The organism is Ruegeria sp. HKCCSP346, from assembly GCF_017872595.1.
Taxonomy (GTDB): Bacteria; Pseudomonadota; Alphaproteobacteria; order Rhodobacterales; family Rhodobacteraceae; genus Ruegeria.
On the sequence record NZ_JAEDOT010000012.1, the window covers coordinates 1 to 15,859 of the forward strand.

At 58.1% G+C, this 15,859-nt stretch carries 10 protein-coding genes; 2 read left to right on the top strand and 8 right to left on the bottom strand.

Annotated elements, in window-relative coordinates; all coding sequences use genetic code 11:
• Positions 1-115: 115 nt before the first annotated feature.
• From fusA to rpsL, 3 genes are read right to left on the bottom strand one after another with little or no spacing between them, the layout of a single operon-like run.
• Entirely contained in the window at positions 116-2,233 is a 2,118-nt protein-coding gene (fusA, locus tag I9185_RS19510) for an elongation factor G (protein ID WP_170347258.1), read from the bottom strand.
• An 18-nt stretch (positions 2,234-2,251) separates the two neighbouring features.
• Entirely contained in the window at positions 2,252-2,722 is a 471-nt protein-coding gene (gene rpsG / locus I9185_RS19515; RefSeq protein ID WP_010441203.1) for a 30S ribosomal protein S7, read from the bottom strand.
• 15 nt (positions 2,723-2,737) lie between these two features.
• Positions 2,738-3,109, bottom strand: a complete 372-nt coding sequence (gene rpsL / locus I9185_RS19520) for a 30S ribosomal protein S12 (RefSeq protein ID WP_005621086.1) — start codon at positions 3,107-3,109, stop codon at positions 2,738-2,740.
• 390 nt (positions 3,110-3,499) lie between these two features.
• Here rpsL and I9185_RS19525 point away from each other — a divergent pair, with 390 nt between their 5' ends.
• Positions 3,500-4,306: a putative rhamnosyl transferase gene (locus I9185_RS19525; protein WP_171725119.1), complete on the top strand. Its 807-nt coding sequence runs from the start codon at positions 3,500-3,502 to the stop codon at positions 4,304-4,306.
• A gap of 4 nt (positions 4,307-4,310) precedes the next feature.
• Positions 4,311-5,117 carry a glycosyltransferase gene (locus tag I9185_RS19530; protein ID WP_171638307.1) on the top strand — a complete coding sequence of 269 codons (807 nt, stop codon included), beginning with the start codon at positions 4,311-4,313 and terminating at the stop codon, positions 5,115-5,117.
• Here I9185_RS19530 and I9185_RS19535 read toward each other — a convergent pair.
• The 5 genes from I9185_RS19535 to rplL all read right to left on the bottom strand — a co-directional run bounded on the left by I9185_RS19535 (position 5,102) and on the right by rplL (position 15,787).
• Positions 5,102-5,971, bottom strand: coding sequence for a DMT family transporter (locus I9185_RS19535; protein WP_171725118.1), 870 nt, complete (start codon positions 5,969-5,971; stop codon positions 5,102-5,104). The genes I9185_RS19530 and I9185_RS19535 overlap by 16 nt on opposite strands.
• 90 nt (positions 5,972-6,061) lie before the next feature.
• The gene (locus I9185_RS19540) at positions 6,062-6,544 is read right to left on the bottom strand and encodes a hypothetical protein (RefSeq protein ID WP_171638234.1); all 483 of its coding nucleotides are present in this window, start codon (positions 6,542-6,544) and stop codon (positions 6,062-6,064) included.
• Positions 6,545-6,730: 186 nt separating this feature from the next.
• Positions 6,731-10,972: a DNA-directed RNA polymerase subunit beta' gene (gene rpoC, locus I9185_RS19545; RefSeq protein WP_171638236.1), complete on the bottom strand. Its 4,242-nt coding sequence runs from the start codon at positions 10,970-10,972 to the stop codon at positions 6,731-6,733.
• A 50-nt stretch (positions 10,973-11,022) separates the two neighbouring features.
• Positions 11,023-15,159: a DNA-directed RNA polymerase subunit beta gene (gene rpoB / locus I9185_RS19550; RefSeq protein WP_171638238.1), complete on the bottom strand. Its 4,137-nt coding sequence runs from the start codon at positions 15,157-15,159 to the stop codon at positions 11,023-11,025.
• A 250-nt stretch (positions 15,160-15,409) separates the two neighbouring features.
• Positions 15,410-15,787, bottom strand: coding sequence for a 50S ribosomal protein L7/L12 (rplL, locus tag I9185_RS19555; protein WP_152459178.1), 378 nt, complete (start codon positions 15,785-15,787; stop codon positions 15,410-15,412).
• Positions 15,788-15,859: the final 72 nt, after the last annotated feature.

A 15,859-nucleotide genomic window follows, 5' to 3' on the forward strand; every position in this document is an offset into this window, starting at 1 on the left:
CAATCGTGCCGATGTTGACGTGCGGTTTTGTACGCTCAAACTTTTCCTTTGCCATGATGGCCTCCTTTTTCGGTAATGAAGGGAGCGTGATACCCACGCTCCCTCAAATCTTCGCTTATGCGTATTTCGCCTGGATCTCGTCCGAGATGTTCTGCGGAACCGGATCGTAGTGGTCGAACTGCATGGTGAACTGGGCACGGCCCGACGACATCGAACGCAGAGTGTTGATGTAGCCGAACATGTTTGCCAGCGGAACGAACGCGTCGATCGCGATTGCGTTGCCGCGCGGTTCCTGACCAGACACCTGGCCACGACGCGAGGTCAGGTCGCCGATGATACCGCCGGTGTATTCTTCCGGAGTGATCACTTCGACCTTCATGATCGGTTCCAGCAGCTTCGCGCCAGCTTTGCGCATGCCTTCACGCATACACATACGGGCCGCGATTTCGAACGCCAGAACGCTCGAGTCAACGTCGTGGAACTTACCGTCCAGCAGGGCAACCTTGAAGTCGATCACGGGGAAGCCAGCCAGAGGGCCGCTGTCCATGACCGAGTTGATGCCTTTTTCAACACCGGGGATGTATTCCTTCGGAACGGCACCACCAACGATGCGGCTTTCGAACGAATAACCTTCGCCCGCCTCGGTGGGCTGAATCTCCAGCTTGACTTCGGCGAACTGACCCGAACCACCCGACTGTTTCTTGTGGGTATAGGTGTGCTCGACCGGCATCGAGATGGTTTCACGATAGGCCACCTGCGGTGCACCGATGTTCGCTTCAACCTTGAACTCGCGCTTGAGACGGTCCACCAGGATGTCCAGGTGAAGTTCGCCCATGCCCTTCATGATGGTCTGACCCGATTCCAGATCGGTTTCCACACGGAAGGACGGGTCTTCGGCGGCCAGACGGGCCAGACCCTGAGACATTTTCTCCTGGTCGCCCTTGGTTTTGGGCTCGACCGCGATCTCGATCACCGGATCGGGGAAGGTCATGGTTTCCAGAACCACCGGATCCTTCGCGTCACACAGGGTGTCACCGGTGGTGGTGTCTTTCAGACCCGCCAGCGCGATGATGTCGCCTGCAAACGCTTCTTCGATCTCTTCCCGGTTGTTCGAGTGCATCATCATCATACGACCGATGCGCTCTTTCTTGCCTTTGGTCGAGTTCAGGATCGAGTCACCCTTGTTCAGCACGCCCGAATAAATCCGGGTGAAAGTCAGCGAACCGACGAAGGGATCGTTCATGATTTTGAACGCCAGGCCCGAGAACGCCATGTTGTCGTCAGCACGACGGGCGATGTCACGAACTTCTTCCTCGTCACCGGGTTTGAAGCCCATGTAATCGACAACGTCCAGCGGGCTGGGCAGATAGTCGATCACAGCGTTGAGCAACGGCTGAACGCCTTTGTTCTTGAACGCAGAACCACCCAGTACCGGAACGAACGCGATTTCCAGTGTGCCCTTGCGCAGCAGTTTACGCAGGGTCGGAACGTCGGGCTCATTGCCTTCCAGGTATTCCATCATCGCGTCGTCGTCCATTTCGACGGCCGCTTCGATCATCTTGCCGCGCCATTCTTCAGCCATGTCTTTCAGGCTGTCGCGGATCGGAGCTTTGATCCAGCTTGCGCCCAGGTCTTCACCCTGCCACAGCCATTCTTCCATGGTGACCAGGTCGATCAGACCTTCCAGCTCAGATTCGGCGCCAATCGGGATACCAACCGGAACAGCACGTGCGCCGGTGCGGTCTTCGATCATGCGAACGCAGTTGAAGAAGTCTGCGCCGATCTTGTCCATCTTGTTAACGAAAACCATACGCGGAACCTTGTAGCGGTCAGCCTGACGCCACACGGTTTCGGTCTGGGGCTCAACACCGGCGTTTGCGTCCAGAACGCAAACGGCACCGTCGAGAACCGCCAGCGAGCGTTCGACTTCGATGGTGAAGTCAACGTGGCCGGGGGTGTCGATGATGTTCAGGCGGTGCTTGGGGGTATCGGCGGTTTTACCGTCCTCGGTGCGTTCCCAGAACGTGGTGGTCGCAGCCGAAGTGATGGTGATGCCGCGTTCCTGCTCCTGCTCCATCCAGTCCATGGTGGCTGCACCGTCGTGCACCTCACCGATGTTGTGGGATTTACCAGTGTAATACAGGATACGCTCCGAGCAGGTGGTCTTACCTGCGTCGATGTGCGCCATGATACCGAAGTTACGGTATAGTTCGAGCGGATATTCGCGTGCCATTTGGATAAGCCTCTAGAATTACCAGCGGTAATGGCTGAAGGCTTTGTTCGCCTCGGCCATCTTGTGGGTGTCTTCGCGCTTCTTAACGGCAGTACCGCGGGACTGTACGGCGTCCAGCAGTTCGCCGGCGAGGCGTTCTTCCATGGTGTTTTCGTTGCGGCCGCGCGCAGCGGTGATCAGCCAGCGGATGGCCAGAGCTTCGCGGCGCTCGGGGCGGACTTCGACCGGAACCTGGTAGGTTGCACCACCAACCCGGCGCGAGCGAACCTCGACCGAAGGTTTGATGTTGTCGAGCGCTTCGTGGAACACTTCGACAGGAGCGCGCTTTACCTTGTTCTCAACGCGGTCAAATGCGTTGTAGACGATGCGCTCTGCGACCGACTTCTTGCCGTCGATCATCAGGTTGTTCATGAATTTGGTCAGTACCTTGTCGCCAAATTTGGCGTCAGGCAGGACTTCGCGTTTTTCGGCGGCGTGACGACGTGACATATCAGCCTCTCCTTCTTACTTGGGACGCTTCGCGCCGTATTTCGAACGACGTTGCTTACGATCTTTGACGCCCTGAGTATCCAGAACACCGCGCAGGATGTGGTAACGCACACCGGGAAGGTCTTTCACACGGCCGCCACGGATCAGAACAACCGAGTGTTCCTGCAGGTTGTGGCTTTCACCAGGGATGTACGAGATGACTTCGAACCCGTTGGTCAGGCGCACCTTGGCAACCTTACGCATCGCCGAGTTCGGCTTTTTAGGCGTTGTGGTATAGACACGTGTGCAGACACCGCGCTTTTGCGGGCACTGCTCCAGGTGCATGGACTTCGAGCGTTTGACTTTGGGCTGCCGCGGCTTGCGGATCAGCTGTTGAATAGTTGGCATTCCGGTTCTTTCCCCGTTTTGCAACACACATGACATGCACGCGCGTTGCGTGCGGCTAAATTCGCTGCACTTATGCGTCCACAAGCGCAAAACCCACGAGCGTTCCCATTCCGAGGTGAACGTCGCGGTTGGTTCTCAGAGGGCGCGAACTGCAAAATTGTCCGGGCCTTGACCAGTTCATTACTGGAATCGGCTACGGGGCGGCCCCCGGTACCGAGATGACGCGCGTATAGGGGGAGTCGGCCCAAGTGTCAACAGCACGATACCGGCGCCCCGGCGCGCGCGTTGAATGCAGCCTGTAGGATTGCCATTCCTGCGCGCCGCTGTCCCGGTTGCGGCTGAACCGCCGCAAGGGCATAGTCGGGTCGAATATCTGCTGATGGATTACAGATGCAAGTGATTGGCCTTTGCCGGTTTTCCTATCCCGCAACCGGCGGTTTTCGGCTGAACCGGGATACGATCGAAGAGCAACGGCAATTTCTGTATGCCCCCGACAGGCTGGAAGAACGCTTTCGTCTTTTCGAGGCGATCACCCTGCCCGGTTTTCGCATCCAGACCGATGAGACGTTCGAGTTGTTTGTTTTGACCGGGACGTGCCTGCCTCAGATCCATGCGGACCGGCTGCGCGACCTGACCGCCGGGATTAAACAGATCCGTATCATTGCAAAAAAACCAGGGGATCATAAGCAGATTGTACGAGAGGTGCTGAACACCGCCCGCGCGGACCCGCATCAGCCGTGCCTGCAGTTTCGGCATGATGACGATGACGCCGTTTCCGTTGATTTCATAGAACGCCTCCGCGCTGCTGTTGTCGAAAACACAGGGCTGATGCTGCAGAGCGAGTCCGTCGGTATAGATTTCAATCAAGGGTACATCGCCCGGCGCGAAGCCCACGGAATTCGGGCCGCTCGGGTCTATCGATCGCTGCTGGGCGTTGGCCTGGGCATGCATGTTCAAGCCGGAAGCACGCGGACGATATTTGACCGGTTGCACAACAGGCTCGCCCGGTTCATGCCCGTGGTCAGCTATCCGGACACGCCCATGTGGGTCAGGATGCTGCACGATTTCAACGACTCGGACCACGCGCGCAAAGATACCAGCGAGTTGTCGCCTTTCACGCCTGAACAGGCTGAAGACTTGCGGGTACGGTTCTCGATCGACCCTGACGCGTTCGAGGCCAGATATGCGGCGCGCTGAGAAAATGCAGGTCATCGGTCTTTGCCGGTTTTCCTATCCCGCAATTGGCGGCTTTCAGACAACGCACGAGAGCGTCGAAGATAGACGGCAATTCCTGTACCAGCACGACAGGTTGGAAGAACGGTTTCGCCTGTTCGAGACGGTCGCCCTGCCCGGTTTCAAAAAACAGTCCGACGAAGATTTCCAGTTGGTGATCGTGGTCGGCCACTGCCTGCCCAAGCTGGCATTTGACCGCCTCAACGATCTGACCGGTGGGCTGAAACAGGTGCGCATAGTCGCGAAACCTCCGGGGCGTCACAGAAAAGTCATGCAGGATGTCCTGAATTCGGCACGGACCGATCCCGACCAACCCTGCCTTCAGTTTCGCCACGACGATGATGATGCAGTGGCCGTGGATTTTGTCGAGCGGTTCCGGGGCTGTGTCAGGGAATGTGTCGGCTTGTTCGAAAGGCACGCGATGGTCGCCGTTGACTTCAACTGCGGTTATCTGGCCCGCGCCAATTCCGAGGGGATACAGGCCACGCGCGTGCATCGCCCGTTGATCACTGCCGGTCTGGGAATGTACGTGCGGGGCGGGCAGCGGAAGTCGATCATGAATTTTGCCCATAACAGGATCAACCGCGCGATGCCCGTTGTGACCCGACCCGACAGTCCGATGTGGGTAAGAGGATTGAACCGGTTCAATGACTCACCGCGAACCAGAAACATGGATGTCGCGCTCAACCCTCTTACCCGGCAGCAGGAGCTCGAGTTTCAAACCCGTTTCGCCATTGATCCGGACATGGTCAGACGGAGTCACGCCAAGCCCTGACGCGCACGTGCCCGGAACAAGGTGAACAGACCGGCACCCACGATCAGGACAGCACCCAGCATCGTCAGGCTGTCAGGCCATTCGTCAAACACGACCCAACCCAACCCGAGCGCCCAGATCAGACTGGAATATCTGAATGGTGCAACGAATCCGACATCTCCCTGACGCATGACCATGACGCTGAACAAATAGCCAAGCAGCACAAACACGGCCGCCGCCGCGACCAGGGAACCCGCCGTTGCCGAAACCACAACCCATCCTTCGAAAACCGAGGCTATTGCCGCGGCCCCCGCTATGGAAACCGAGGTGGCAAGGGTAACCAGCATTGACGGCACGTCGGCTGACATGCGTCGCGTGATGAGGTCCCGAACTGTAATCGAAACCACTGCAACCAGCGCATAGATGGAATACACGCTGAACCCCTCTGGCCCGGGTCTTACGATCAGCAGCATTCCGACGAACCCCACGGCGATTGCCAAAGCGCGTCGCCAACCAACCTGTTCGGAAAAAACCAAAGCAGCACCCAATGTTACCGTAAGCGGCAATGCCTGAAGAATGGCCGTAACATTGGCAAGCGGCATGTTCTTCAGCGCCGTCAGGAAAAAGAATGTCGCCGCCAGCTCTGCAAGGCAGCGCAGTGCAACCAGCCACTTGTCATGGCGCGAAAAATTCAGATGCAACGTGCCCAGTGACCGGGCAAGTACATAGATCAGAAATACAGCCAGGAACCCGCGCATGGCCACCAACTGAAACAATGGCAGATCCTGCAAGGCAACCTTCACCAGCGTATCGTTCAAGGTAAAGGCAGCCATGCTGCCCATCATCAGCAAAGCGCCTTTGGTGTTTGGAGTCATGCTGCTTCGGGCTCCGGGGCTATTGATCGCCCCGCATTGGCCGCCGAGTCGGGCTGGATGTCAATAACGCACCACGGGGTACAGAGATCATCAACCGAATGGGAGGATGGTCCCGAACAGGTTCAGGCTGGAAGGCTCTGTCGTGTCTTTTACAAACTCAACCCAGTCTTCCCCGTATACAAGTTCGAAAAACACAGGATATTTCCACACGAAATTATGAAAGGAAAAGGTCGTCACCAACGCACCAACCGTGAGCGCCCCGGCGAACTCTCGCAGTTTACCTTTCAAAAACAGCATAACCATGATGCAGGCCCCGCCTGCGAGGCCGAGGCTGACGAAATCCTGCGTTCCCACTTTGCCGGGCACCGGAATGCCAACCGATTGATATTGAATCAGGCGGGACAGGAAGACCGCAATAACACCCAGTATAAAAGCCCCCAGAAACGCAGCGGGATAACCCAGACGTTGCCAGATACTCTCGGTTCGAGGCAGAGGCGACTTGCGTGTGCTTTCTTCTGAACGCTTCTTGATCCGTGCCACACGGTCCTCGAAAGAGTTGCCTTTGGTGTCCATTGTTCAGCTCAATATAATCCGAAAACACAGAATATCGCTAAACCACCGATTGCAGAACCACAAGCCTGATGCAATCGGGTCAAAGGCTGTGCTCTGTCACGACGGTTCACAATTGCGCACCTGGAGCGGCAACAAAAAAGGCCCCACGAAATCGCAGGGCCTTTTTTTGGTTTTGAATGACGCGGTTTATTCGCGGCTTTCCGGTGTTTCGACCAGAACGTCCAGCTCATCCCCGACCATATCATCATCCATGATCGGTGCGGCCAGGGCGGCGGCGGCCTCGGCCTCTTCCCGGCGGGCTTCGATCACCACATTGTCACGCGACTGCGCGATGTGGCGGACAGCCTGCGTCGCCCCACCGGTACCGGCGGGGATCAGACGACCGACGATGACGTTCTCTTTCAGGCCGACCAGCTTGTCCTTCTTGCCCTGAACCGAAGCTTCGGTCAGCACGCGGGTGGTCTCCTGGAACGACGCCGCCGAGATGAACGAGCGCGTCTGCAACGAGGCCTTGGTGATCCCCAACAGGATCGGCTCACCCTGAGCAGGGCGACCACCGCGGGCGATGGTCTTTTCGTTGGCCGCGTCGAACTCCTGCTTGTCGACATGTTCGCCCTTCAACAGGGTGGTGTCACCCGAATCCAGGATCTCCCACTTCTGCAGCATCTGGCGCACGATGACCTCGATGTGCTTGTCGTTGATCTTCACGCCCTGCAGACGATACACGTCCTGCACCTCGTCGATCATGTAATCCGCCAGCGCTTCGACACCCATGATGGACAGGATGTCATGCGGAGCCGGGTTACCGTCCATCAGGTATTCACCCTTCTGGATGAAGTCCCCTTCGGCGACCGGGATGTGCTTGCCCTTGGGCACCATGTACTCGATGGTCTCCATGGACTCGTCAGCCGGCTCGATGCTGATGCGGCGTTTGTTCTTGTAGTCGCGGCCAAAGCGCACGTAACCATCGGCCTCGGCGATGATCGCGTGATCTTTCGGACGGCGGGCTTCGAACAGTTCGGCCACACGCGGCAGACCACCTGTGATGTCCTTGGTCTTGGCACCTTCGCGCGGGATACGCGCGACGACGTCACCGGCTTCGACCTTCTGGCCGTCTTCGACCGACAGGATCGCATCCACCGACATCGGATAGTGAACCGGGTTGCCCGCATCGTTGCGGACCGGCTCGCCATCTTCGCCAACCAGAATGATCTCGGGCTTGAGGTCGCTGCCCTTGGGGGCGGCGCGCCAGTCGATCACGATCTTCTGGGTCATGCCAGTTGCTTCGTCGGTCTCGTCGCGGACAGCGAGGCCCGAAACCAGATCGACATATTTTGCAGTACCGGCTTTCTCGGCGATGATCGGCAGGGTGTAGGGATCCCACTCGAACAGCTTGTCGCCACGGGCCACCTTGGTGCCGTCCTTGACGAACAGCTTGGAGCCGTAGCCCAGCTTGTGGCTGGCACGCTCTTCGCCGTGTTCGTCCTTGATCACCAACTTCATGTTCCGGCCCATGACCAGGCTTTCGCCGGCTGCGTTGACCAGAATCTGCGGGTTCTCGAAGGAAACGATACCTTCCTGGCTGGCTTCCTGGAACGACTGCTGACCACCCTGCGCAACACCACCGATGTGGAAGGTCCGCATGGTCAGCTGTGTACCGGGTTCACCGATCGACTGCGCCGCGATGATGCCGACAGCTTCACCTGTGTTCACCATTGTACCGCGTGCAAGGTCACGACCGTAGCAGGTTGCACAGACGCCTTCCTCGGACTCACAGGTCAGAGGCGAGCGGATGCGCATCGACTGAACGCCGGCTTCGTCGATGGTGTCGGCCATACGTTCGTCGATCAGCTGACCGGCTGCGACGATCACCTCATCGGTGCCCGGACGCAGAACATCGTCAGCGGCCACACGGCCCAGCACACGTTCGGCCAGCGAGGCGACAACCTCACCGTCGTTCACGGCTGCTTCGGCGGTGATCGCACGCTCGGTGCCGCAGTCGATCTCACGAACGATGCAGTCCTGCGCCACATCCACCAGACGACGGGTCAGGTAACCCGAGTTCGCCGTCTTCAGAGCGGTATCCGACAGACCCTTACGGGCACCGTGGGTCGAGTTGAAGTACTCGAGAACGGTCAGACCTTCTTTAAAGTTCGAGATGATCGGCGTCTCGATGATGTCACCGTTCGGTTTGGCCATCAGGCCACGCATACCGCCCAGCTGTTTCATCTGAGTAACCGAGCCACGCGCACCCGAGTGGGCCATCATGTAGACCGAGTTCGGCTCCATGTCCGACCCGTCTTCGGCCTTGGCAACATCCGAGATCGTGCTCATCATTGCCTCGGTCACGCGGTCGTTACACTTCGACCAGGCATCGACAACCTTGTTGTACTTTTCGCCCTGAGTGATCAGGCCGTCCATGTACTGCTGTTCAAAGTCTTTCACCTGACTGCGGGTGTCATCGACGATGCTCCACTTGTCGCCTGGGATGACCATGTCATCCTTGCCGAACGAGATGCCCGCCTTGAACGCTTCTTTGAAGCCCATCGACATGATTTGGTCACAGAAGATAACCGACTCTTTCTGACCGCAGTAACGGTAGACAGTGTCGATCACCTGCTGCACTTCTTTCTTCCGCAGCAAGCGGTTGACCAGCTCGAACGGCGCCTTGTTGTTCATCGGCAGCAACGCACCCAGACGCAGACGGCCCGGAGTGGTTTCATAGCGCTTCTGAACTTCGTTGCCTTCCTCGTCGATCTGCGTGATCCGGGCAGTGATTTTCGAGTGCAGATGCACCTCACCCGCGTCCAGCGCGTGCTGAACTTCGTCGATCGAACCAAAGACCTTGCCTTCACCCGGCATGCCTTCGCGTTCCAGGGTCACATAGTACAGACCCAGGATCATATCCTGCGACGGAACGATGATCGGCGCGCCGTTTGCAGGCGACAGAACGTTGTTCGTCGACATCATCAGAACACGGGCTTCCAGCTGCGCCTCAAGGCTCAGCGGGACGTGAACGGCCATCTGGTCGCCGTCGAAGTCGGCGTTGAAGGCCGAACAGACCAGCGGGTGCAGCTGGATGGCTTTACCTTCGATCAGGACCGGCTCGAACGCCTGAATGCCCAGACGGTGCAGCGTCGGCGCACGGTTCAGCATGACAGGGTGTTCGCGGATCACCTCGTCGAGGATATCCCACACTTCGGGACGCTCTTTCTCGACCAGTTTCTTCGCCTGTTTCACAGTCGAAGACAGACCCTTGGCTTCAAGGCGCGAGTAGATGAACGGCTTGAACAGTTCCAGCGCCATCTTCTTGGGCAGACCACACTGGTGCAGCTTGAGTTCCGGACCGGTCACGATGACCGAACGGCCCGAGAAGTCGACGCGTTTCCCCAAAAGGTTCTGACGGAAGCGACCCTGCTTGCCTTTCAGCATGTCCGACAGCGATTTCAGCGGGCGCTTGTTGGCGCCGGTGATCACGCGGCCACGACGGCCGTTGTCGAACAGAGCGTCAACGGATTCCTGCAGCATCCGCTTTTCGTTGCGGACGATGATGTCAGGCGCGCGCAGTTCGATCAGACGCTTCAGACGGTTGTTCCGGTTGATCACGCGGCGATACAGATCGTTCAGATCCGAGGTCGCGAAACGGCCACCATCCAGCGGAACCAGCGGACGCAGTTCCGGCGGAATGACCGGGATCACGGTCATCACCATCCATTCGGGACGGTTGCCCGACTCGAGGAAGGATTCAACAACCTTCAGACGCTTGATGATCTTCTTGGGCTTCAGCTCGCCGGTTGCTTCGGCCAGATCAGCGCGCAGCTGCTCGGCTTCGGCTTCCAGATCGATCTGGGCCAGCATCTCACGGATGGCTTCAGCACCGATATTCGCGGTGAACGCGTCCATGCCATAAGCATCCTGCGCGTCCATGTACTCTTCTTCGGTCAGCATCTGGCCGTAGGTCAGGTCGGTCAGACCGGGCTCGATGACGACGTAGTTTTCAAAGTACAGAACGCGTTCCAGATCGCGCAGCGTCATGTCCAGCATCAGACCAATGCGGGACGGCAGCGATTTCAGGAACCAGATATGCGCAACGGGCGCGGCCAGTTCGATATGACCCATACGCTCGCGGCGGACTTTTTGCAGGGTGACTTCCACACCGCATTTCTCGCAGACAACGCCGCGATACTTCATCCGCTTATATTTGCCGCACAGACATTCATAATCTTTGATCGGGCCAAAGATGCGCGCGCAGAACAGGCCGTCACGTTCAGGCTTGAACGTCCGGTAGTTGATGGTTTCGGGTTTCTTGATCTCGCCATAGGACCAAGACAGAATCCGCTCGGGCGACGCCAGTGAGACCTTGATCTCGTCGAATACTTTCGGCGGCGTCAGCGGGTTGAACGGGTTGTTGGTGATTTCCTGGTTCATTTGTTACCTCAAATCTTGCGGAAGGGGGGACGGGAGAAAGGGCAGCGCCCTTACTCCTCAACCTCCGCATCCAGGAGTTCCATATTCAGGCCGAGGCCACGGACTTCTTTCACCAGAACGTTGAACGATTCCGGCACGCCCGCTTCAAAGTTATCCTCGCCCTTGACGATCGACTCATAGACCTTGGTCCGGCCGGCGACGTCATCCGATTTCACCGTCAGCATCTCCTGCAGGGTGTAGGCGGCGCCGTAAGCTTCCAGAGCCCAGACCTCCATCTCACCAAAGCGCTGACCACCGAACTGCGCCTTACCACCCAGCGGCTGCTGGGTCACCAGGCTGTACGGCCCGGTCGAACGCGCGTGGATCTTGTCGTCCACAAGGTGGTGCAGTTTCAGCAGGTACTTGATGCCCACGGTGACCGGACGCGCGAATTGCTCACCGGTACGACCGTCGAACAGGATCGACTGACCGCTTTCCGAGAAGCCCGCGCGCACCAGCGCGTCGTTGACGTCAGCCTCTTTGGCGCCGTCAAAGACCGGGGTTGCGATCGGAACACCGCGAGTGACGTTGCTGGCCGCTTCGATCAGCTGGTCCTCGTCCATGCCGCTGATGCCCTCTTCATAGACATCCTCGCCATAGGCGTGTTTCATCGCGTCACGTACCGGCGTCAGATCGCCCGAACGGCGGTATTCCTGTAGCGCCTCATCGATGTTCAGACCCAGACCGCGTGCGGCCCAACCCATGTGGGTTTCAAGGATCTGACCAACGTTCATACGCGACGGCACACCCAGCGGGTTCAGACAGAAATCAACCGGCGTACCATCGGCCAGGAACGGCATGTCTTCCATCGGAACGACCTTGGAAATCACACCCTTGTTCCCGTGACGACCAGCCATCTTGTCGCCCGGCTGCAACTTGCGCTTCACGGCAATGAAGACTTTAACCATCTTCATCACACCCGGCGGCAGATCGTCGCCACGACGGACTTTCTCGACCTTGTCCTCGAAACGGGCATCCAGAGCGCGCTTTTGCACTTCGTACTGCTCGTTCAGAGCTTCGACGATCTGTGCATCCTGCTCGTCTTCCAGCGCCAGCTGCCACCACTGACCACGGGTCAGGGTTTCCAGCAGCTCCTCGGTGATCACCGACCCTGCCTTGACGCCTTTCGGGCCTTTGACAGCGGTTTTACCCAGGATCAGACCTTGCAGACGCGCATAGATGTTGCGGTCAAGGATCGCCAGCTCGTCGTCCCGGTCACGGGCCAGACGTTCGACTTCCTCACGCTCGATCTGCAGCGCACGCTCGTCTTTCTCGACACCGTGACGGTTGAAGACGCGAACCTCAACGACCGTACCGTAGTCGCCCGGCTTCACGCGCAGCGAGGTGTCGCGCACGTCAGATGCTTTTTCACCAAAGATGGCGCGCAGCAGCTTTTCTTCCGGGGTCATTGGGCTTTCGCCCTTCGGAGTGATCTTGCCGACCAGAATATCGCCCGGCTCAACATCCGCACCGATGTAAACGATGCCCGCCTCGTCGAGGTTGCGCAGCGCTTCTTCACCGACATTCGGGATGTCGCGAGTGATTTCTTCCGGACCCAGCTTGGTGTCACGGGCGGCGACTTCAAATTCCTCGATATGAACCGAGGTAAAGACGTCGTCACGCGCGATACGCTCCGAGATCAGGATCGAGTCTTCGTAGTTGTAACCGTTCCACGGCATGAACGCGACGACCACGTTCTTACCCAGGGCCAGTTCACCCATATCGGTCGATGGACCATCGGCAATGACTTCGCCCTTCTGGACGGTGTCACCCACCTTGATCAGCGGACGCTGGTTGATGCAGGTGTTCTGGTTCGAACGCTGGAACTTGCGCAGACGATAGATGTCAACGCCAGCGTCGCCCAGTTCCAGATCTTCAGTGGCGCGGATAACGATACGCTGGGCATCGACCTGGTCGATGATACCGGCGCGTTTCGCCTGGATCGCAGCACCCGAGTCGATCGCAACCTTTTCCTCGATGCCGGTACCGACCAGCGGTGCCTCGGCCCGCAGCAGCGGAACCGCCTGACGTTGCATGTTCGAACCCATCAGAGCGCGGTTGGCGTCGTCGTTTTCAAGGAACGGGATCAGCGATGCAGCAACCGAGACCAGCTGTTTCGGCGACACGTCGATCAGGTCCACATTCTCGCGCGGGGCAAGCGTGTAGTCACCCGCCTGACGGGTCGAAACCAGATCATTGATGAACTTGCCATCCGTATCCAACGTCGCGTTGGCCTGTGCCACGGTGTGACGCATTTCCTCGGTCGCGGACATGTAGTGGACCTCGTCGGTCACCTGCCCGTCTTGTACGACGCGATAAGGGGTTTCGATGAAGCCGTACTTGTTCACGCGGGCGAAGGTGGCCAGCGAGTTGATCAGACCGATGTTCGGACCTTCGGGCGTTTCGATCGGGCACATCCGGCCATAGTGGGTTGGGTGAACGTCGCGCACCTCAAAGCCCGCACGTTCACGAGTCAGACCACCGGGGCCAAGCGCCGAAAGACGGCGTTTGTGGGTAACCTCGGACAGCGGGTTGGTCTGGTCCATGAACTGCGACAGCTGCGAGCTGCCGAAGAATTCACGAACCGCGGCCGCCGCCGGTTTCGCGTTGATCAGGTCCTGTGGCATGACGGTGTCGATCTCGACTGACGACATACGCTCTTTGATTGCGCGCTCCATGCGCAGCAGGCCGACGCGGTACTGGTTTTCCATCAGTTCGCCGACCGAACGCACACGACGGTTGCCGAGGTGGTCGATATCGTCCACATCGCCTTTGCCGTCGCGCAGCTCCACCAGCGCCTTGATGCAGGCCACGATGTCTTCGCGGCGCAGGGTACGCAGGGTGTCAGGCGCATCCAGTGCCAGACGCATATTCATCTTCACGCGGCCAACAGCGGACAGATCATACCGCTCGCTGTCGAAGAACAACGTGTCGAACAGAGCCGACGCAGCCTCGACGGTGGGCGGCTCACCCGGACGCATAACGCGGTAGATGTCCATCAGCGCGCTTTCACGGTTCAGGTTCTTGTCCTGAGCCATGGTGTTGCGCATGTAGGGGCCGACATTGACGTTGTCGATGTCCAGTACCGGGATGTCGGTGATACCCGCGTCGATCAGTTCCTTGACGGTACCGCCGATCAGGTCGCCATCCTTGTCGTATTCCAGGGTCAGCTCATCACCGGCTTCGACATAGATCGCGCCGGTTTCTTCGTTGATGATATCCTTGGCGACAAACTTGCCGACGATGTGATCAAACGGAACCAGCAGATCAGTGACGGTGCCTTCGTCGATCAGCTTCTTGACCGCGCGTGGGGTAACTTTCTTGCCCGCTTCGGCAATCACTTCACCGGACTTGGCGTCAACCAGATCATAGGTCGGGCGGGTGCCGCGCACGCGCTCGGGGAAGAACGGTGTCACCCAACCCTTATTCTTGTCCAGCTTGTAGGACACGGTGTTGTAATACGCGTCCATGATCGCTTCCTGATCCAGACCCAATGCATAAAGCAGGGTTGTCACAGGCAGTTTGCGGCGACGGTCGATCCGGGCGAACACGATGTCCTTGGCGTCAAACTCGAAGTCCAGCCAGCTGCCGCGATACGGGATGATGCGGCAGGCAAACAGCAGCTTGCCCGAGGAATGCGTCTTGCCTTTGTCGTGGTCAAAGAACACGCCGGGCGAACGGTGCATCTGCGATACGATCACACGCTCGGTCCCGTTCACGACAAAAGTGCCGTTCGGCGTCATCAAAGGCATATCGCCCATGAAGACATCCTGCTCCTTGATGTCCTTTACCGATTTTGCGCCGGTGTCCTCATCGACATCGAACACGATCAGACGCAAGGTAACCTTCAGCGGTGCGCTGTAGGTCATGTCGCGCTGCATGCACTCTTCGACGTCGTATTTGGGTTTTTCCAGATCGTATTTCACGAATTCCAGAACGGAGGTTTCGTTGAAATCCTTGATCGGGAAAACCGACTGGAACACGCCTTTGATGCCTTCGCCGTCAGTGGGCTGCTCTGCATCGCCGGAGCGCAGGAAAAGATCATAAGAAGATTTCTGGACCTCAATGAGGTTCGGCATTTCCAGCACTTCGCGGATTTTGCCGTAATATTTACGAAGACGTTTCTGGCCAAGGAACGTTTGAGCCATGTCAGATGTCACCTTTCGATGTTCTCAGCGGGCAAAGACACCGTCGGGCCCCGGCATCTTGCACAATCGAGACAACACGTCCGGATCAATTCATGGCCACCGTCCCGAAGGCGGCCTCCCGATCCGAAAACCGTGTCTTAGAAAACGCCTCGCGTCTTGAGGCCCTTTCTAAGACAGGTTCGGCTGGACCCGGATTTCTCCGGACCCAGCCAAATTTTTTGGCACATCAGCGATGCACCTGAGACCAAGCTTAGGCCAGCTCGACTTCGGCGCCAGCTGCTTCCAGCTTGGCTTTGACGTCTTCTGCTTCTGCTTTGTCCACGCCTTCTTTGATCTTGCCGCCGGCTTCGACCAGTTCTTTGGCTTCTTTCAGGCCCAAGCCGGTGATGCCGCGAACTTCTTTGATGACGTTGATTTTCGATGCGCCGGCGTTCTTCAGAACGACGTCGAATTCGGTTTTTTCTTCCTCAGCTGCACCGCCGGCGTCGCCAGCTGCACCTGCGACCATTACGGCGCCGCCAGCTGCGGGCTCGATGCCGTATTCGTCTTTGAGGATGGTTTTCAGTTCTTGTGCTTCCAGCAGGGTCAGACCCACGATGCTTTCTGCGAGTGCTTTCAGATCAGCCATTTTATCAGCTCTTTCCGTTTACAGTGTGTGTTCCAACGTCAGGGCAAATGCCCCACGCAGATCATTCAGTGC

What these genes read in the sequence shown, in the direction of transcription:
- fusA (WP_170347258.1), bottom strand. Translation starts at nt 2,233, where the DNA reads ATGGCACGCGAATATCCGCTCGAACTATACCGTAACTTCGGTATCATG.
- rpsG (WP_010441203.1), bottom strand. Translation starts at nt 2,722, where the DNA reads ATGTCACGTCGTCACGCCGCCGAAAAACGCGAAGTCCTGCCTGACGCC.
- rpsL (WP_005621086.1), bottom strand. Translation starts at nt 3,109, where the DNA reads ATGCCAACTATTCAACAGCTGATCCGCAAGCCGCGGCAGCCCAAAGTC.
- I9185_RS19525 (WP_171725119.1), top strand. Translation starts at nt 3,500, where the DNA reads ATGCAAGTGATTGGCCTTTGCCGGTTTTCCTATCCCGCAACCGGCGGT.
- I9185_RS19530 (WP_171638307.1), top strand. Translation starts at nt 4,311, where the DNA reads ATGCAGGTCATCGGTCTTTGCCGGTTTTCCTATCCCGCAATTGGCGGC.
- I9185_RS19535 (WP_171725118.1), bottom strand. Translation starts at nt 5,971, where the DNA reads ATGACTCCAAACACCAAAGGCGCTTTGCTGATGATGGGCAGCATGGCT.
- I9185_RS19540 (WP_171638234.1), bottom strand. Translation starts at nt 6,544, where the DNA reads ATGGACACCAAAGGCAACTCTTTCGAGGACCGTGTGGCACGGATCAAG.
- rpoC (WP_171638236.1), bottom strand. Translation starts at nt 10,972, where the DNA reads ATGAACCAGGAAATCACCAACAACCCGTTCAACCCGCTGACGCCGCCG.
- rpoB (WP_171638238.1), bottom strand. Translation starts at nt 15,159, where the DNA reads ATGGCTCAAACGTTCCTTGGCCAGAAACGTCTTCGTAAATATTACGGC.
- rplL (WP_152459178.1), bottom strand. Translation starts at nt 15,787, where the DNA reads ATGGCTGATCTGAAAGCACTCGCAGAAAGCATCGTGGGTCTGACCCTG.